This is a genomic window from Shewanella sp. SG44-6 (assembly GCF_014164185.1).
In the GTDB taxonomy this organism is placed as follows: domain Bacteria; phylum Pseudomonadota; class Gammaproteobacteria; order Enterobacterales; family Shewanellaceae; genus Shewanella; species Shewanella vesiculosa.
Genome location: NZ_JACJER010000006.1, coordinates 46,535 through 65,811, shown reverse-complemented (window position 1 = coordinate 65,811; position 19,277 = coordinate 46,535). Strand labels below are relative to the sequence as shown.

The 19,277-nt window shown below is 43.5% G+C and carries 17 protein-coding genes; 8 read left to right on the top strand and 9 right to left on the bottom strand.

Features of this window, described 5'->3' with window-relative positions; genetic code table 11:
- Positions 1 to 62 precede the first annotated feature (62 nt).
- The gene (locus H5185_RS02210; protein ID WP_182696768.1) at positions 63 to 1,457 is read left to right on the top strand and encodes a tetrathionate reductase family octaheme c-type cytochrome; all 1,395 of its coding nucleotides are present in this window, start codon (positions 63 to 65) and stop codon (positions 1,455 to 1,457) included.
- A 92-nt stretch (positions 1,458 to 1,549) separates the two neighbouring features.
- Here the strand turns inward: H5185_RS02210 and H5185_RS02205 are convergent, their stop codons facing one another.
- The 3 genes from H5185_RS02205 to H5185_RS02195 all read right to left on the bottom strand — a co-directional run bounded on the left by H5185_RS02205 (position 1,550) and on the right by H5185_RS02195 (position 4,489).
- On the bottom strand, positions 1,550 to 2,530 hold the full coding sequence (locus tag H5185_RS02205; RefSeq protein WP_182722403.1) for a pseudouridine synthase: 981 nt from the start codon (positions 2,528 to 2,530) through the stop codon (positions 1,550 to 1,552).
- A gap of 111 nt (positions 2,531 to 2,641) precedes the next feature.
- Positions 2,642 to 3,220 carry an LON peptidase substrate-binding domain-containing protein gene (locus tag H5185_RS02200; protein ID WP_124015151.1) on the bottom strand — a complete coding sequence of 193 codons (579 nt, stop codon included), beginning with the start codon at positions 3,218 to 3,220 and terminating at the stop codon, positions 2,642 to 2,644.
- 213 nt (positions 3,221 to 3,433) lie between these two features.
- Positions 3,434 to 4,489: an alpha/beta hydrolase gene (locus tag H5185_RS02195; protein ID WP_182741225.1), complete on the bottom strand. Its 1,056-nt coding sequence runs from the start codon at positions 4,487 to 4,489 to the stop codon at positions 3,434 to 3,436.
- 105 nt (positions 4,490 to 4,594) lie between these two features.
- Here H5185_RS02195 and H5185_RS02190 point away from each other — a divergent pair, with 105 nt between their 5' ends.
- Positions 4,595 to 5,056 (top strand): YhcH/YjgK/YiaL family protein, encoded by a 462-nt coding sequence (locus H5185_RS02190; protein ID WP_182696771.1) that lies wholly within the window; start codon positions 4,595 to 4,597, stop codon positions 5,054 to 5,056.
- Between the two features lie 219 nt (positions 5,057 to 5,275).
- Positions 5,276 to 6,199, top strand: coding sequence for a manganese-dependent inorganic pyrophosphatase (locus tag H5185_RS02185; RefSeq protein ID WP_182696772.1), 924 nt, complete (start codon positions 5,276 to 5,278; stop codon positions 6,197 to 6,199).
- Between the two features lie 93 nt (positions 6,200 to 6,292).
- Here H5185_RS02185 and H5185_RS02180 read toward each other — a convergent pair whose 3' ends face one another.
- The 4 genes from H5185_RS02180 to H5185_RS02165 form a co-directional block, all read right to left on the bottom strand.
- The gene (locus H5185_RS02180; protein ID WP_182741224.1) at positions 6,293 to 6,697 is read right to left on the bottom strand and encodes a DUF1850 domain-containing protein; all 405 of its coding nucleotides are present in this window, start codon (positions 6,695 to 6,697) and stop codon (positions 6,293 to 6,295) included.
- Positions 6,697 to 8,754, bottom strand: a complete 2,058-nt coding sequence (locus H5185_RS02175) for a TRAP transporter permease (RefSeq protein WP_404948440.1) — start codon at positions 8,752 to 8,754, stop codon at positions 6,697 to 6,699. Before H5185_RS02175 ends, H5185_RS02180 begins: the two co-directional genes overlap by 1 nt.
- A 100-nt stretch (positions 8,755 to 8,854) precedes the next feature.
- Positions 8,855 to 9,808, bottom strand: a complete 954-nt coding sequence (locus tag H5185_RS02170; RefSeq protein WP_124015156.1) for a TAXI family TRAP transporter solute-binding subunit — start codon at positions 9,806 to 9,808, stop codon at positions 8,855 to 8,857.
- Between the two features lie 330 nt (positions 9,809 to 10,138).
- A complete protein-coding gene (locus tag H5185_RS02165; protein WP_182741223.1) occupies positions 10,139 to 11,416 on the bottom strand; it encodes a glycerophosphodiester phosphodiesterase family protein in 1,278 nt (425 codons plus the stop codon).
- A gap of 163 nt (positions 11,417 to 11,579) precedes the next feature.
- Between H5185_RS02165 and H5185_RS02160 the strand changes: the two genes are divergently transcribed.
- The 4 genes from H5185_RS02160 to H5185_RS02145 all read left to right on the top strand — a co-directional run bounded on the left by H5185_RS02160 (position 11,580) and on the right by H5185_RS02145 (position 15,997).
- The gene (locus H5185_RS02160) at positions 11,580 to 12,218 is read left to right on the top strand and encodes a DsbA family protein (protein ID WP_182741222.1); all 639 of its coding nucleotides are present in this window, start codon (positions 11,580 to 11,582) and stop codon (positions 12,216 to 12,218) included.
- 205 nt (positions 12,219 to 12,423) lie between these two features.
- Complete coding sequence (gene mtgA, locus H5185_RS02155; RefSeq protein ID WP_182741221.1) at positions 12,424 to 13,101, top strand: monofunctional biosynthetic peptidoglycan transglycosylase; 678 nt, start codon at positions 12,424 to 12,426, stop codon at positions 13,099 to 13,101.
- 315 nt (positions 13,102 to 13,416) lie between these two features.
- Positions 13,417 to 15,351 (top strand): radical SAM protein, encoded by a 1,935-nt coding sequence (locus H5185_RS02150; RefSeq protein WP_182741220.1) that lies wholly within the window; start codon positions 13,417 to 13,419, stop codon positions 15,349 to 15,351.
- Between the two features lie 211 nt (positions 15,352 to 15,562).
- The gene (locus tag H5185_RS02145; protein ID WP_124015161.1) at positions 15,563 to 15,997 is read left to right on the top strand and encodes a dCMP deaminase family protein; all 435 of its coding nucleotides are present in this window, start codon (positions 15,563 to 15,565) and stop codon (positions 15,995 to 15,997) included.
- An 80-nt stretch (positions 15,998 to 16,077) separates the two neighbouring features.
- Here H5185_RS02145 and H5185_RS02140 read toward each other — a convergent pair whose 3' ends face one another.
- Positions 16,078 to 16,872 carry an ABC transporter substrate-binding protein gene (locus tag H5185_RS02140; protein ID WP_182741219.1) on the bottom strand — a complete coding sequence of 265 codons (795 nt, stop codon included), beginning with the start codon at positions 16,870 to 16,872 and terminating at the stop codon, positions 16,078 to 16,080.
- 455 nt (positions 16,873 to 17,327) lie between these two features.
- Positions 17,328 to 18,083 carry an ABC transporter substrate-binding protein gene (locus H5185_RS02135; protein WP_124015163.1) on the bottom strand — a complete coding sequence of 252 codons (756 nt, stop codon included), beginning with the start codon at positions 18,081 to 18,083 and terminating at the stop codon, positions 17,328 to 17,330.
- Positions 18,084 to 18,651: 568 nt separating this feature from the next.
- Here H5185_RS02135 and H5185_RS02130 point away from each other — a divergent pair.
- Positions 18,652 to 19,143 (top strand): protein tyrosine phosphatase family protein, encoded by a 492-nt coding sequence (locus tag H5185_RS02130; RefSeq protein ID WP_259395242.1) that lies wholly within the window; start codon positions 18,652 to 18,654, stop codon positions 19,141 to 19,143.
- Positions 19,144 to 19,277 lie beyond the last annotated feature (134 nt).

The window sequence follows — 19,277 nt, the reverse complement described above, 5'->3', positions numbered from 1 at the left end:
CACTCACTTAACCTTCTAACTTGGCCCCCCTGAGCACAAGCTCAGGGGTAAGGACAAACACCATGAAACTATTATCAGCACTGGCTGTATTACTGTTATTAAGCAGTAGTGCACAGGCTGCCTTTAACCACAAAGAGGCGTTACAAGGGCCTTTTACCAGCGGCACCGAGGTGACAACACAATGCTTAACCTGCCATCAAGAACATGCCGAAGAGTTTATGAAATCTTCCCACTGGACTTGGGAGTTAGAACAAAAACTGCCAGGTCGCACTGTTAAAAGAGGCAAGAAAAATAGCATCAACAACTTTTGTGTGTCGATCTCTGGCAATGAACCACGTTGTACCAGTTGCCATGCGGGTTATGGTTGGAAAGATTCTACATTTGATTTTAAAGACATGACCAAAGTCGATTGCTTGGTATGTCATGACACAACAGGGACGTACATTAAAGATCCAGCTGGTGCAGGTGAACCGTTAGCCAAAGTCAATTTAACGAACGTAGCACAGAATGTGGGTGCGCCCGTGCGTGATAATTGTGGCAGTTGCCACTTCTACGGCGGCGGTGGTGATGCCGTTAAACATGGTGATTTAGACTCATCGATGGCTTACCCAGACAAGGCAACCGATGTCCACATGGACACCGACGGTAATGACTTCCAGTGCCAAACTTGTCACGTCACTGAAAATCATCAAATCAGCGGTAACGCTATGGGCGTATCACCTGGTGGTGAAAACAAAATTGGCTGTGAAAACTGCCATGATGCCGCGCCTCACAAAAATAAAAAGCTTAATACACATACTGCAACAGTAGCGTGTCAGACCTGTCATATACCGTCATTTGCTAAAAATGAACCCACTAAAATGCGTTGGGACTGGTCAAAGGCAGGACAAGATCTTCCTGAAACTACAGACCAATATGGCAAGCACACCTTTATGAAAAAGAAAGGCAGCTTTATTTGGCAAAAAGACGTTCCACCACAATACGCTTGGTTTAACGGTCACGCAGATGCCTACATGGCGGGCGACAAAATTGATCCAACTACAGTGGTAAAATTAGCTTTTCCATTAGGTGATATAAAAGACCCTAAAGCTAAAATCTATCCATTTAAAGTGCATACAGGTAAGCAAATATACGACACCGAACTCAACATATTGCTGACCCCTAAAACATACGGTAAAGGTGGTTACTGGACTGACTTTGATTGGGACTTAGCGGCCAAACTGGGTATGGAAGCAAACCCAACCATGGTAGAAAAAGGACTTAAGTACAGCGGTAAACATGGTTTTGTTGAAACCGAAATGTGGTGGCGTATCAACCATATGGTGTCACCAAAAGATAAAGCATTACAGTGTAATGACTGCCATAACAAAGGCCAACGTTTAAACTGGCAAGCCCTTGGTTATGATGGCGACCCAATGAAAAACAGCAAAGGGATTAAGCACGCTAAAGCAGAATAAAGTCGCATAAATCTCTAGTGTAAAAGACGAGTATCAAACCTAAAACCGCCATCAACATATTGATGGCGGTTTTTTTAGTCGTTAAAAATGGACTAAAAAGCTAAACCTTGGCACTGGAAATCTTGTTCAATACCACTGACAGGATCAATAAAACGCAAGCGTTTAGCCAATAACTGTAATGGTTTATCAAAATTATCCGGCCCTTTAGGTTGTAACACCGGATAAAAGCGATCATTGATGATAGGCATGCCTAGACTCAGCATATGTACTCGTAATTGATGAGTTTTGCCAGTGATTGGGCTTAACTCAAATAATCCTAAATCACCTTTTACTGCCACTAAGCTGATTTCAGAATGGCTATTGGCCTCACCTTCAATCACCTGCATAGTAAAGCTTGGGTTAGCTGGGGCGATACGATTTTTCACCGTCCAGTGGATAGGTAATGCACAGCTATTATCAGCTAATTGAGTCAATAATTGCGGGGTTATCTTTGCAATGGCCTGATAGTTTTTAGTGATGTTGCCATCTAAAAACAATTGATGATAAGCATGCCGAGTTTGTGGATTGAGTGTCATTAACATCACCCCTGCGGTGTCCTTATCGAGCCGATGAGCGGGTGCAACAGTGTCAATTTGTGTCGCAATACGTAATCGATGTACTAGGCATTCGTTAACGTAATTACCACCTGGCGTTACAGGTAAAAAATGCGGCTTGTAGACGATAATGGTATGACTGTCTTGATACAGTACTTGCTCTGCAAACGGCACTTGCGTTTCAGCTAACACTTCACGGTAATAATATACCCGCGCAGTTGCTTGATAAGCACTGTCAGCGGTAATTAATTCACCATTTAGCCAATGCACTTTGCCATCGTTAATCCGCTGTTGCCATACACTGACATCGATTTGCTGAAAATGATCGACCAAAAACTCCAACACAGTTTGGTATTGCTTGCCCGCTAACTCAGTCGCGCGTGGTAACACAATATACGAAGGTTGAGCGGCAATGGCGGCGGTTGCTGTTTTGGAGGCTGATTGAGTGTGACTCTTGCTATAGTTTGCTGAATTAGGCATAAATAACTTGGCTATATGAAGATAACAAATGGCAAAATGATAACGCTATCTTATCAGGCTAGGCCCAGATTGTATCTTGATTATCACTATCTCAATCAGCCACGTCATGCGTCATACATCCACATGCGATTTAAGCAACTGCAGGACAAAATCCATGGTTTTATGGCAGTTAGGTTGCTCGACAAGAATCAACTTATCGCGATTATACATAGGTAAGACTTCTAACCAACGCTGACTAACCCAAGTAGCATCTTCTAAATGAGTTTGTGAATACAATTCCAGTAAATCTGGATTCACTTGATAAAATTGGTCCAGTGCGGCACTGATAATTTCAAACTCGCCCGCAATGGGTTCATGATCCCAATTAGCGCAAGGAAGCGCGCGGGCTATCCAGCAACCGTCGCGTTTTTTTGCTGCAGATAATATTTTAAGCCGCTGTAAACCTTCAATAATAATGCTTAAAGAGCCATCATCTAACTGGTTGAAATCAATGATATTACATTGGGTAACGGCAATGTAACAAGGCGGCTCACTATTGAGTTTCAATGGCGCGAATGCTAAGCCATAGTGGCCTTTGAGTACATCGGCAACCATGCGTAAATCGCTCGGTGTCACCACTCGAATTTCAAGTCGACCACCTGGCAATAACACTCCATCTTGGATAAGTAATGCCACTTCTTTTGTTTGCATAACAGCCTCCTACACCATAGGTGAAGTTACTGAACTAAAGTCAAATCAATAAGACAAGTGTAGCAGTGGTTAATATTTCAACAACTTAAGCAGTGTAAATAATGCTTATTACCGACGGCACCAGCCATTTACACTTGGTCTTATTTCAATAGACCTAGTTCAATAAGACTATCTTTCACAAACAGCACAAAAAACACTCAGAGAGTGGCCACTTTACAAACGTTCAATACGATCCATTATCGTGCCAGAGGCGACTATCTCGGCAAATTCATCCGCTAATATTTGACTTTGTTGTACACTTTGCTGCCAATAAGCAATACGAGTTGGGGTATCTAAATGCTTAAAATCTTCACGGTCTGGAATTTTACTAAAGGGTAAACTGGCAATAAATTGCTTACTCGGTGCTAAAATTAAGCCATTGTGGTAATTGGCTTTGGCTTTGCGCCATAAAAGGGATTTATCAAACCAGCCGGGGCTCATATAAGGATAAAAGTGCGGATATAAACTCAAGCCAGTTGCTGCGGGTAATGGCATATCAAAATGGTAATCGGTAATGCCGCCATCGTAATAATGGCCTTTTGGCGATCCTTGCAGGTCTTTAACCGGATCAAGCAGCAACGGGATCGATCCACTGGCCAATAGTCCATGACGAATATTGTCTTGAGTTAATTCAACATGCTTAGTCGGCAAATCTTTTAAGCGCCTAAAAGGTGATGCATCATCTTTATGGCTCAGAATTACCCGCTCAAAATGCCAACCTAAGCTTTTACGATTAACCACATTACTCACAGCCGCCATCGACAGCCCAATCATTAAGCCAAACTTGGCCTGAATGCGATTTAAATGCCGAGCGCGGCACGCCACCATATGATGACGAATTAACGGATTAGCAATAATATCAGCACCTTGCTGCTCACCCAGAATACCATCCACAATGTGCAATACTTGGGCACTGACTTGTTCACGCGTTGGTTTTTTTTGGTAATCTTGATGGATATAAAAATGTTCTAATCTTTCATAAGCCGCTAAGGGATCTTGTTGTGCCATACAAGATAAGCGCCATGCGCCCGACGAGGCGCCCATGGTATAGAGTGGATCTTGGCGTTGTTTAAAAAACTCACTAAATAAATATTTATCTAAGCCCGCTATCGCCAACCATTTAGGCCCGCCTGAAGCAGCAAAAATCTGGGTAAATAATGATTGTTGCAAGCCGTTCGCTTCAAGTTGTTCGTAAGCAGTTGGTCCAGCAAGTAAACGTAATGCAGACAATGTACAATCCTTCTTATATTTGTAATGCTGATATCTTGCTAAAACTGTATGCTTTAACGCTAACACGCTATGATGTTTTTGTGATTATTATCTTACGGAATTTTTATGATTGTTGATACTTTAACTAACCGTCACTTATATACGTCACTCAGCCCGAGATTAGCCAAAGCCTTAGCCCATCTTGCCGAGACCGACTTTAGCCAACTTGAGGTAGGAAACTACCCAATCGAAGGCAAAGATATTTTCGTTATCATTAATGATTATGAAACTAAACCCAAAGAAACAGAGCCATTTGAAGTTCATCGTCAATATATTGATGTGCAATATGTGGTTAGCGGTGAAGAAGAGTTTGGCTATTTACCTTTAGCCAATCAAACCCCTTCTAAGCCATATTTTGATAAGCATGATTACGCCGAATTCGATTTTCAATCGAACCAAGATGACGCAGCATTTATTCCGCTAAAGGCGGGGATGTTTGCGCTATTTTTCCCTGGTGACATTCATATGCCTGGTACGAGCGCAACCCCACAGAAAGTCCGCAAAGTAGTCATTAAAGTTCGAATTTAATGGCCTTACATAAAAGATAGCTAAGTTCATATATGCTATTTTAGGTTATAGAATACAATAGGCCTTGAGACTCTTAGCTCGGGGCTTTTTATTAATGGATGACTCAAATCATTAGTAAAAATACTCCGGTGATGCGCTAAACAACTCAAGTGGTATTTTTTAATGCTATCAGGATTAATCCTTGTTAAAATCATGGTAACTTTATAGGAGAGTGTTTCAATGGCAATGTATGTAGTGGGTCACAAGATCCCTGATTCAGATTCAATTTGTGGTGCAATCGCATTAGCATATTTAAAAAACCAAATCGGTGAACCAGCTATTGCTGCCCGTTTAGGTGAGTTATCACCAGAAACCGCATTTATTTTAGAGAAATTTGGTTTTGAAGCACCTGAATACAAAACCAGCTATGCTGGTGAAGAAGTCTACATTGTTGACCATTCAGAAATTACTCAAGCACCAGATGATATTGCTCAAGCAACTATCGTCGGTATTGTTGATCACCACAAATTAGGCGATCTCACCACTTCTACTCCGCTAGAATGTTGGATTCGCCCAGTGGGTTGTAGCAACACAGTGATCAAAATGATGTACGATTTTTACCAAGTAAAAATTCCAGCAAACATCGCTGGCATCATGATGTGCGCCATTTTAAGTGACACTGTCATTTTCAAATCACCAACCTGTACCACTGCAGACATTCGTTGTGTCGAAGCATTAGCTGAAATAGCGGGTGTTGAAGACTTTAAAGAAGTCGGCATGGACATGTTTAAAGTAAAATCAGCAGTTGAAGGCACGCCAGCACGTGACCTAGTTATGCGCGATTTTAAAGACTTCAACATGAACGGTAACTTAGTTGGTATTGGCCAATTAGAAGTGATCGACTTGTCTGTATTTGACGACATCAAAGCTGATTTAGAAGCTGATATAGCTAAATTGAAAGTCGAAGGCAATCGTCACAGCGTATTATTACTGCTAACCGATATCATGAAAGAAGGTTCAGAAATGTTAGTGGTTTCTGATTCAGCAGACTTAACCGAGCGTGCTTACGGTAAGCCTACCGTTGATGGCCGCGTGTGGTTAGACGGCGTATTAAGCCGTAAAAAACAAGTTGTACCTGCACTACAAGATGCGTTTGCAAAGTAAGTCGTGGTAAAAAATTCAATAAAAAAGCTGAATCAATTGATTCAGCTTTTTTTATGTCTAATACATCTTATCGGCATGGTTAACACACCAAACTCATACAGGTATATCACAGCCCCATAGCTCAATGGAGGGCTGTTTAGTGGTAGGCTCACCGACCCAATAACTCATTGGGTGGCATTGTTGCCCAGCCTGAGCCGATGAAACACATAACTGATAATCCCCCGCTTCTGGAGTTCGGCCTAACTTTAGGATTGGCAAAATAGGTAAATTGGGTTTGTAGTGCCAATTGCCATCTTTTAACACCGCATCGGCAGGAATTTCCATCCCTGCACCACTGCCTTTTACCCTGGCTTGTTCTAAAATAAAACCTTGATTCGTTAAACGATAATCTTCGGCCCAACGAATTTTTTCAATCGTGTGCGTCCAAGACAGAGTCATTTGTTCAGCCGGCACTTGCGCCCAAATAGTGCCAGCTAGCCCTAAACATAACCCTAGCATTATTCGTCCTGGGCTAAACGTTTGAGCTTACGAGCGCGCCATACGTGATGTAAAATAAATGCCAGAGCTAAACCAAAGCCTAATTCATCACTTAATGGCGTCGCTAAAATCAAACAGCCACCAGCAACAAAGCCTAAAATACGTTCCCACCAATAAAGGTTTTGTAATAAGTAGCCAGTAAAAATCACCCCCCAAATACCAATAGCAACGGTTGCTTTAAGCACTACAAAAATAGTCTCTAGCACACCGCCACTTTGGAGCATTAACGCGGGGTCGTATACCGCCATAAAAGGAATAATAAACCCAGCAATCGCAATACGAATAGCCCACAAACTGATTTTTAAGCCTTTCTCTTTTGCTATTGGCGCGGCCGCGAAACACGCTAGCGCAACCGGTGGAGTCAGGTCAGCCATAATGCCAAAATAAAACACAAACATGTGCGACACAATTAACGGCACACCTAAGTCGAGTAATGCTGGAGCAGCTATTGAACTGGTAATAATGTAATTAGGAATCGTGGGGATCCCCATGCCTAAAATAAGACAAGTTACCATGGTCAATACTAACGATAAAAACAGATTATCTTGGCCCACCGCCAAGATATATCCAGCAAAAGTAGAGGCTATACCCGTAAGTGAGACGATACCAATAATCACCCCCACCAGCGCACAGGCAATACCTACAGGCACGGCATGACGGGCACCTTCAACCAATGCATGTAAACATAATGTTAAGGTTTCTTTGCCGCCTTTAACAAACCAACACATCACCATCAGTATGGCAATGATGCCAAACATCACCCCTATGCCCAATTGAAAGAAGCCAGCACATAACACGCCGAGTGCTATCCAAAAAGCAAAACGCATCACAGCAGATGATACATTTAAAATTATCGCCGAACCTAAAATCACAATGGCGGTCAGTGCTAAACCTACCATGCCTGAAAACAGTGGCGTACGCCCAGAGAACAACAAGCCAATCAAAATAAATAACGGAATGAGTAAGTACCAACGTAACTTAATCGCCGCCCATGGATCAGGACATTGATCTTTGGGTAAGCCAGATAAATTGGCGCGTTTGGCCTCTAAATGCACCATCCAAAATACTGAGCAAAAGTACAATACCGCAGGGATCATCGCCGCTTTAGCAATTTCAATAAATTGCACGTTAATGGTTTCGGCCATAATAAAAGCCACAGCGCCCATAATCGGCGGCATAATTTGGCTACCCATACTGGACGTGGCCTCGACCCCGCCGGCAAAAGCTGAACGATAGCCAAAGCGTTTCATAAGCGGAATAGTAAACTGTCCAGTGGTGACAACATTAGCAACCCCCGACCCGGTAATGGTGCCCATGAGTGCCGATGACACCACAGACACCTTTGCTGGCCCACCGACTTTGTGACCAAATAAGCCCATGGCAAAATCGGTGAATAAACGGATCATTCCGGCTTGTTCTAAAAAGGCACCGAACAAAATAAATAAGAAAATATAAGTCGCTGAAACATAGGTTGGTGTGCCATATAAGCCTTCTGTACCAAAGGCCAACTGGTTAACTATTTGGTCAAAACCATAGCCCCGGTGCATTAATTCACCCGGTAAATATTCGCCAAACAAACCATAAGCTAAAAACAAACCACAGATAATAGGCAGTGCAATACCCATCACTCGCCTTGCCGCTTCAAACACTAACGCAACTAATACCACACCAATTATCATGTCATTTTGGGTTAAGTCACCAGAGCGTTGAATTAAGTCTGCTTCAAACACCCATTGATACACAGCAGTTGCCATACCCGCTAAACCGAGTAGCCAGGCCAAAGGTTGCCATGGCTGACTCTTGCCCATACCGGGGTAACTGATAAACACCACTAATAATAAAAAACCCACGTGCACTGCGCGTAATACTTGGGTTGAAACCGGATGAAATGCAGCTGTGGTAATTTGAAAAATTGAAAAAATCAGCGCCACAAAAAACAATGCTTTTGGCCAATCGCGGGTATCTGCACTTAAGCCATGTTCAGACATAGTAGTCTGGTTATTGGATGAATCACTCATGGTACGCCTCTACACTTACTACAGCTAAAATCGGTGTGTCTAAAAAACAACTAAGCGCTTGCTTAAGGTTAAGCAAGCGCTCACAAAAAGAAGCATAAGATTACAGTGCATTCACTTCTTTGTAGTAACGTTCAGCACCTGGATGTAATGGGATGGGTAAGTTTTTAGTAGCCGTTTCTAAGCTTATGTCTTTCGCCGCAGAGTGCGCTGTGCCTAAACGGTCAAGGTTTTCAAACATCAACTTAGTCATTTGATAAGCAATTTCATCAGAGACCTTACTGTGGCTTACAAGTAAATTCTGAATCGCCACGGTACTGACATCTTCCGTTTGACCTTCATAAGTATTGGCTGTAATCACTCCGACTTGGTAAGCAGGATTATTGATTTTAGCCACCACATCAGCAGGGATCTCAACAAAGTTAATCGCCATTGTTGCTGCTAAATCTCGAATGGCTGCCATACCTAGGCCAGATGATTGCAACGTCGCATCCAATTGACGGTTTTTAATCAACTCAACAGATTCGGCATAAGGCAAAAACTCGACTTTAGCCATATCGTCATAGCTTAAGCCGGCAGCGCTGAAAATAGCGCGTGCATTTAGCTCAGTACCTGATTTAGGCGCGCCGACAGAAATGCGTTTACCTTTTAAATCTGCAAGGCTATTAATCCCAGCGTCTTTATTGGCGACAATTTGAATAAAGTTTGGATAGGTTGCCGCAATCACACGTAACTTATCCAGTGGTTTGTTAAAGCCAGCGTCAGCATCACCAGCCCATGCTGCAGACACAGAATCACCTAATGCAAGGGCTAACTCACCTCGTCCAGCTTGTAATAAGTTAAGATTTTCAACAGAAGCTTTAGTCGCTTGAACAGAAGTTTTAGAGCCCTCAATACCCTTGCTATAGAGTTGTGAAAGTGCAACTCCAATAGGATAATACACACCACTGGTTCCGCCTGTGAGGATGTTAATAAATGTCGGCGCAGCCATAACAGCGGTACTAATAGACAGCGCAGCAGCTGCGCCAATCATGCAAAAACGTTTGGTTAATTTCATCCTGCAATATCCTTATTTTTTATATTGTTATCAGTATTATTGTGCTGTAACACTACCACTGTCATCCAATACTGCCTATATAGACTAAAGGCTAACAACATGGTTGTAGATTGAATTTATTTACTATTTCAGTCACTTCAATAATGCTTCGACACGTAACCTAGGCAATGATCATTGCCCATTGTGTATCGCTAATCGAACCGTGAGTGATTAATACCGCACCATAACGAGTATAGTGAATAGAATAAAAAAGGTGCCAACAATGTTGGCACCTTATTAAGTCAATCCTGTTTACCCCATTTAAACGCGGGATAAGCATGCTGTTAAGCATTACATATTCATGCAATTTGCATAATAAGTTACCGTTGCAGGCCAATCGGAAAACACACCAATAACACCAACATCTTTAGCCAGTACATCTAATAACTCAAAAGTGTCGCCTTCGTTATCTATCGCATCAGCAATGCTTTGATAATACCAACCGCCCCCACCTTGACTCAGTGGGCCGGAACGCTCAAGAGACCATGCGATAATTTTTAAGCCTGCTGCATTAGCCGCGTTGGCATATTCAGAAGGTATGATGGCCTTATTATTATCTAAGGTGACTAACATCCATAAAGGTGGCGCGATAATTTTCACGCCATCAGCGGCTAAGGCATCCATACTCGGTGACCAAGTCGCGCTGTTTTGCGGATCAAATCCAGCCTGCTCATCACGTCCATCAAGGTAAACCGCCTGCTCGGCAAACTCTGGCGCATTGGCTATCCAATATTTTACATCGTCTAAATTAAATGACTGCGGGAATACCTGTGATGCATCGACACCTGCGGCGGCATATTCATCTAGCATTTTTTGGGCGTAATCTTGCTGAGTAAATCCATCATAAGGCATGCTCACACTGGCCGATTTAAGCTCAGGGGTCATCTTTACGCCTGCGGCTTTAAACAAGGCTATACTCTCAGCATGGGTCATTAAGGTGCCATTACCCGCATATAAATCGGTGCGCCAGTTTGGTGTACCATCAATAAACTCTGCAACCGTGGTGGCCTTAGGATTAAAGCCATCCATTTTACCTTTTAAGGTTTTAAATTCAGCCAGCGTAATATCACTTGTACAACAGGTTGCTGAGGCACTCACGCCATTAGCGGCATCGGCAGGTGAAAACGGCACCGAACATTTATTGGCAAGCTCAGGGATTGCGAGAATATTCGTCGTCGTTGCTAAGTCGCACTGTGAATGGCGACATACCAGCGCTTTGTCGGCTGTAAAAGTGACGTCACACTCAACAATACCAGCACCGGAATCAATAGCCGCTTGATAAGATTCTTTGGTGTGCTCAGGAAATTGCATCGAGGCACCACGATGGCCAATGGCAAAGTCAGTGCGGTAAAATGGTCCAGTCTCGCATTGGGCTAATTGAGTTTTTAATTCACTGTCTTGCATTTGATCGACTAAAAATAACGGCCTAGGGCCGACTTGCGCGACAACACTTTTATCTACCACTGCTGAAGCCGTGTCATTATTGTCGTTACTGTTACAGCCTGAGACCCATAACGTACTGGTTAAAATAGAAATAATGCCCAGTGTTATACTTTTTTGCCCTGTCATTTTAGTACCTCCGTGTAGTAATGCTGTAATGCATTGTTTGTTAAAATTATCTTACGCAATGAATATGACTAAAATAGCGAACTAATATGACAATATTAGTATCTACTGTATTCAAGATAGATTGAGTTGCTAGGCTGCAAAGCAATTAATAAAGAGAACCATAATGTCAGATACAACACTCTATTATGTGCACGACCCTATGTGCAGCTGGTGTTGGGGATATCGCCCAACATGGGACACCCTCCAAGCCCAACTGCTGCAGCAATTTAACCAACAACTGACAATAAAATACTTAGTTGGCGGTTTAGCACCCGATTCTGAACTGCCTATGCCGCAAGCCATGCAGCAAATGCTCCAACAAACTTGGTACAAGATAGCTCAACAATTGGGGACTCAATTTAATCACGACTTTTGGCAGCACTGCCAACCTAGACGATCAACTTATCTAGCCTGCAGAACCACTATTGTTGCACGCCAATATGGACTTGAGCAGCAAATGATCAACTCAATCCAACAGGCTTATTACCTGCACGTGCGCAATCCATCTGATATTGGCACCTTAACATCTATCGCCACTCAATTAGGCATCCCGGCAGATCTTTTTAACCAGCAACTAAACGCCAGTGAAACAGAAGAGCAATTAATCACAGAAATTAACCTTGCCCGCCAACTGCCTATTCAAGGATTCCCCTCGTTAGTATTGATGGCTGCTAACAACGCCTATCCTATTAGGCTTGATTACCAACAATGGCAAACGAGTTTAGCCGACATCCGTACTATTTTAGCAAATCCTCCAGCTTGATGAGGTTGTCATAAGAACACATTTTTATGCCATGGCTTACTATTGTGGCTTAATCCAATCTGTACTCGGAGACCAGATAATCTGCCTTTTAGATATATAATCTGCACGACATTGATTAGCATTTGGTATTGATGGTTAATATCCTATACTCTTGCACGTCGAAAACGACACAGCCCCAAAGGCTAATGATAACAAGAGGCAGTGAATGGCAGATCGTAAACGAGGTTTTTTCGGTTGGACATGGTTTGTCATGTGGCGGTTGTTGCTATTACTGACGCTATTATTATTGCTGCTACGATTTGTTCCACCACCGACTACGTCATTTATGCTGCAAAGCCCTTATCCAGTTACCCAGCACTGGGTCAGCATTGATAAGTTGCCGTCGCAAATAGCGCTGGCGATGGTTGCCTCAGAAGATCAGCGTTTTCCAGAGCACTTCGGTGTCGATTTCACTGCTATCAGTAAAGCCCTTAACCAGTCAGACGATGGCGAAGGACTTCGCGGGGCTAGCACTATAACCCAACAAACGGCCAAAAACCTTTTGCTATGGCCGGGGCGAAGCTTTATTCGTAAAGGTCTGGAAGCGGGTTTAGCCTTGAGCCTTGAGGTGATTTGGGGTAAAAAACGTATCTTAGAAGTGTATGTAAACGTGGCTGAGTTTGGCAAAGGAATTTACGGCGTAGAAGCAGCCAGCCAGCATTACTTTCATAAATCGGCACGCTATCTCAGCAGTAATGAAGCCGCGCGGCTGGCAGTGCTACTACCAAGCCCTCGTAAACGCGATCCCAATAATTTAACCCCTTACCTTCGCCAGAGAGTCGTCTGGGTTGAACGACAAATGAAACAACTTGGCGCAGGCTATTTACGCCCTATTCTTAATTAACGCTAACACCTTAAAAAGGGTCAGATGAAGATTGAGTCCATCTGACTCGAACACTTTATCGGCAAGCCTCAGTATCCTAATCGCATGATTCGCAAACTATAAAGTTGACACTGACGACTATTCATCCTTGAGTGATGCTGCACAGAGTCAATCCTGATGAATTAAAGAGCTGATGCTCAATCAACCATTATCTAATTTACGGGGCTTTTTTACAGGCCATTTGTTAGAATTCATTATTATGTTGTGGCCGCAGTGTTTGCTGCCATTATTCTGCTTCGCAATAAGCATTCAGGTTTTACTATTTAAAGGCAGGTTATGACCGTTCTTCTAATGACTCCACCTATGACTCAGCTGAATACACCGTATCCAGCAACAGCGTATTTGACCGGTTTTTTACGCTCACGAGGCTATGAGGCGGTGCAGCGAGATCCTGCGATTGAGCTGTTTCTTGAGATGATGACGGCGCCTGCGCTAGAGATTATTCGTCAGCACGTGGAAGAAAACTTCGAGCATTTTGAAGACGATGAACTGCCTGATGTTATCTTCAATTTTCTGGCTGAGTTTGAGCGTTACCATCTGACCGTAGAGCCCGCGATTCGTTTTTTACAGGGTAAAGACCCCAGCCTAGCGATGCGGATTAACTCGCGCCGTTTCTTACCTGAAGGCCCAGCGTTTGATGCAATTGCTCAAATGGAAGCCGTATCTGGCGATGTGTTGCAAGCGGCCTTTGGTAATTTAGGCGTACAAGATAAAGCTAAATATCTCGCCACCCTGTTTATCAATGATCTGTCGAACGTCATCACCCAAGGTGTTGACCCGTATTTTGAAGTCAGCCGTTATGGCGAGAAATTAGCAGCGGCCAACCCAAGCTTTGACAACCTTTACGACACCCTAATGGGCGAACCGAGTTTCAGCTCTGAAATTTTGGAGCAGTTGGTCGAGATGTATCTGGAAGACACACAACCAAGCGTAGTCGCACTAACCGTGCCGTTTCCCGGTAATATGCTCGGCGCGTTACGGATTGCGCAAACCTGTAAGGCCATTAACCCTGATATCCCTATCGTCATGGGCGGCGGGTTTGTTAATACCGAACTGCGCGCACTCAAAGACCCTAGGGTATTTGAGTTTGTCGATTATATCTGTCTAGACGACGGCGAACGTCCCTTAATCACCCTGCTGGAGTACTTTGAAGGTAAGCGTGAGATAGACGAGTTAGTGCGAACTTACTTTCTCGCCGAAGATGAAAATGGCCAACCTTATGTCCACTTAAATCAGAATGATCAGCTGCACGATATTCCGCAAAGCGAAGTCGGCGCACCGATTTACGACGGCCTGCCACTGGGCGAATACCTGTCTTTGTGTGAAATGCTCAACCCGATGCACCGAATTTGGAGTGATGGCCGCTGGAATAAACTGACCATAGCCCATGGCTGTTACTGGCGCAAATGCAGCTTCTGCGACGTTAGCTTGGACTACATCGACCGCTACGATACCGCAGGCGCCGATGTGTTGGTTGACCGAATTGTAGAGCTTATCGAAGAAACCGGACAAACAGGTTTTCATTTTGTCGATGAAGCTTTACCGCCAAAAACCTTATTTGCGTTTGCAAAACGCCTTATAGAACGTGGGGTCGTGATCAGTTGGTGGGGCAATATCCGTTTTGAGCGCACCTTTAGCCCAGACCGCTGCCAGTTACTGGCAGATTCTGGTTGTATCGCGGTCAGCGGCGGCCTTGAAGTGGCGTCAGACAGACTACTGAAACTAATGAAAAAAGGCGTGAGCGTTGAACGAGTCGCCCACGTGACTAAAGCCTTCAGTGACGCGGGTATTCTGGTGCATGCCTATTTAATGTATGGTTTTCCCACACAAACCGAACAAGAAACCATAGACTCATTGGAAATGGTGCGTCAGTTGATGCAGCAAGGTTGTTTCCAGTCCGCCTACTGGCACCGTTTTGTCGCCACGATCCACAGCCCTATCGGCATCAACCCAGAGCAATTTGGCATCACCCTTGCTGAACGTCCTGAAATCTTATTCGCTGAAAACGATGTCGACTTCACCGACCCAACAGGTACCGATCATGACATGCTTGGCGAAGGACTACGTAAAGCGCTTTACAACTATATGCACGGTATCGGTTTTGATCAGCCGATGAGCTTTTGGTTTAACCAGCCTCTCGCACGCACTACGATGAAAAAAGACCTGATATCAAAAGCTGTGAATAATTTTATTTTGAGCCATGAAGAGTAAGTTCGGGCTCTCTCATTGAAATAAGTCAACGCAACCTAAAGAATTGGCAGTTAAATTCAGCTTTACAAGCGCACTATGACCCTACTTATATAACAAAGGATAAGTGGGTCCAAGATTAGAATATTGAAGGTTGAAGGTTGATTTATCACTGTTCTGCATAGAGAATAGCTGCCAATTAAAGTGATACATAAAGCATAGGAATAGCAATAAGATGATGACAAAATGGGCGATACGCTTTTTACAAATGGCCGAGCTCGTAGCATCTTGGAGTAAAGACCCCTCCACCCGAGTTGGCGCAGTAATCACCGAAAACAATCGCATCGTCTCTTTAGGCTTTAATGGTTATCCTCACGGAATATCTGATAGTGCTGAAACCGATAACCGTGAAATGAAACTGCTAAAGACGCTTCATGCAGAAGAAAATGCCATTCTCCATGCAAAACGAGATCTCAGTAGCTGTGAGATTTGGGTGACCCACTTCCCTTGTCCAAACTGCGCCGCCAAGATTATCCAAACTGGATTGCGCGCCGTGCATAGTCCACAACCCAATGAGGATTACCTGTCACGCTGGGGAGATAAGATTAAAGTCAGCCAAGATATGTTTGAGCAAGCTGGCGTTCAAGTCGATTGGATGCAACTAGATTAACTAAGCAGGGACTATGCTCATAAGTGGGGGCAGAACGAATGAGCCAAGTGAATAAACTTAACCGTGGGTAGCTCGATGCATCAGTCGTTGAGTTCGGGTAACAACTCACGTATTGCCTGATTCAGACGAGCCATAGTCTCTGCATCTACGCTTTTGGAACACATAAGGTAACGATTAAGTCCTGGCGGCATGTCAGAATAATACATTGGCAACAAACCCATGGCACTGATTTCACCCATTCGGTTGATATAATCATAATCTTCTCTGTCTATAAGCATATAGTCGGCCCCATGATTGAGTGACACCATCTTAGCCAAACTCTCCACGGATCGCGCCGAATCTGTTACAGAATGACTTTTACTCTCTATCACCAGATCAAGCTCAGGGCCATAGGACACGTGGGCAACCACGCCGAGCTTGAGTCGTGGATCTTCGAACAATGAACTTAAGCTCTGGTGTTGTTTTACAAGCTCGATAACTCTGGGGGCCACTAGCACCATATGCGGCCTATCTTTATGGATCACCAGAGAAAAATTTGCATATAACTCCCGGTCGGCCAGCTTATACCAGCTGGGGGAGCAGATAGCTTCACTGTCGTTCTGAATATTAGCAAAAATACGCTTAACCGGGACTTCTGAATAAGTTGCTGCAACACCAGCACGGCGGAAGATCTCCTGGGTCATATCGATAATAAAGCCGCGAGGTTGACCACTTTCGCTATAAGTGTAAGGAGGCTTATCACGATACTCGACTCTTACCCCTGGCGTAGCCCAAGCTTCCAGAGTAGAGCAAACAAGAATTAGAAGTGCGAGCTTTCGCATATATAGAAAATCGAAGGTGAGGAGAGTCGTTGAACAATAAACGACAATGCTCATTTTCGCAAATAGAAACCAAGCTAGGGTAACTCGGTATAATTTTGCAAACTCACTAAGGTTGCTGTTTACGATGAATAAGTGACACCGTCCAACCCGTACTAGCCCGAATGGGCTAAGGATAAGGTTATCCGCATGGGGGTGACAATTGACAGGCACAGTGGTACGGATTTGATTGGGGTACCCCATTCAAAAGAATGCATGCATAGCCTGCCTCTTTGATGAACATCAGCGCAGTACAATCGCTTATAGCAGGATGAGTCGCATCAAACGTAACAACAAGGGAGAGCAGTTAAATAGATAGCTTAGGCAATAGTCTTAGATCAAGAGCCTTCGGTGAGAGACGATGGTCTTAATTCACCGAAAGCGTCTATGTTTGAGTGACGATATATTGTCTTCAGTATCTTGCTCGCACAAGGCTGAATGGATGAAGAATGACTAACTATAGTGGCACACAATTACTGCCAATCACTGATCCCATAAGATGATAATATTTTATTGAATTCGCCCGATGCCCTCAGTTTTGCCGTTCCCTCATCAATCAACTTGATGTAGCCAGCAGACGTTGCCTTTGCCGGACTGCAGGCAATATACATTTCTGTCGCCTCGCCCAAAGAACCCGCCGCAACTATGCCACTAACGCCCATATCTTTAAGTTTTGCTCCCATGACACTGGGAGATTCGGCAACAGCATTTACCCTTCCCGCCTGGAGTTTCTTAATGTTGTTTTCAAGGCCATTATTGGCACCTATGGCATCAAACACACTGGGGTTCTCTGTCACATATTTATCAAATTCATCACCGTAGGCATAACCTTTAATTATCGCAATCTTATTTCCTTGTAGTGATGACAGTCCAGTGTAAGTCCAGCTACCTCCTGCTTTAACAAAAAATACCGTACTGTCCATTCCCCAAGGTACCTGAGGATATATAAAATCTGGCGCGTCATCTTTGTAGGCACCCACCACACAGTCAAATTCGCCCTTACGTACTGAGTCAACAGCGCGCTCCCAAGGCATTAATTTGTAATCCACAGTATGACCTGCAGCAGTAAAAATATTGGTCGCTAACTCAATCATGTAACCTGGTTGCTTAGCATTGGGTTGGCCATTCATGGGAAACCAATTGTCGGCTCGGATGCTAATGGTATCCGCCAATACTGCACTACTGCTAAGCACAGAAACTAAGATAAATGACTTTGTAAATGTCTGCATAACACGTCCTTTGATGAGTTTTTTGTCTTGTCTTACTTTAAAAGTAGACTGGATAGTGACACTAAGCAATTTGGAGTCGATATAGACAAGTTTTAACTCGACAATGATATTTGCCAATCGATATCTATTTCACTGTGTTTAACGATGAAAAATACATTAAACAAGCCTTGATACTGATTAGAAAACCAACCCTGAGCGGATTGTTACTCAAGCGAAATAACAAATTGAAATACCTAGCAATTTATACAACTATTCACACAACAATTGCTCAATAATGAGATTCAGCAGCAGTGACAACAAAAATAGCCTGTGCCCGTTAGCTGCCAATTTAAGGATTGCTATCACTGGTATTAGTTGCAGATAATTGCGCATATCCGACACGCTTGACTATCATCAATGATTAACCAGCTTAGCGGAAATTCGAAACGTGTTATTACATATTCAATCAATCTGAGGGACTCACATGAATATACTGCAACGCTATTGCGTACTGTCAGCTAGCTTATTGATCTGTTGTTTCTTTTTTAGTGCGCAAGTGTTCAGTACGGATAGGAACAAAGGAGGTAGCATGACTCATATTGACACCAGTAAACTTGGCGACATAAAAGCGGTTAAATTTAATAACCAACAAGTGATTACCGCGGGTTTGCCCACACAGCAGCAATTTGCACAACTCGCTCAAGCAGGTATCAAAACGGTGATTAATCTCATTCCTAATGACAACCCAAATGCATTAAAAAATGAGCAGCAAATAGTGACTCAGCTAGGGATGAATTATCACAATATTAGCGTGGACTGGCAGCATCCTACAAAAGAAGATGTTGAGCAGTTTTTTAGCCTGATGAAGCAAAATGGCGACGCTCCAGTGCTAGTCCATTGCGCAGCAAATTATCGTGCGTCAGCATTTTATTATTTATACCAGACCACACAATCTAAAGCGCCTTCAATGGCCGATGCGCTAACGCCTTGGGGCGACTTACAACAAAGCTTTGCTGAATATCCTCAGTGGCAAAAACTGATTGAAGACGTTAAACAGCAATATCAAGCCAAACAACAGTAATGTAAATATTGCGAGCATATTAGCTGAAACCGACAAACTTTTCGATTACCTCTTTGAGAGTTCTTAACTTCAAACCTATAAGAATACAATGGATTGAAGACTATTTATAAAAGAGAAGAAAACTTGAGAATGAC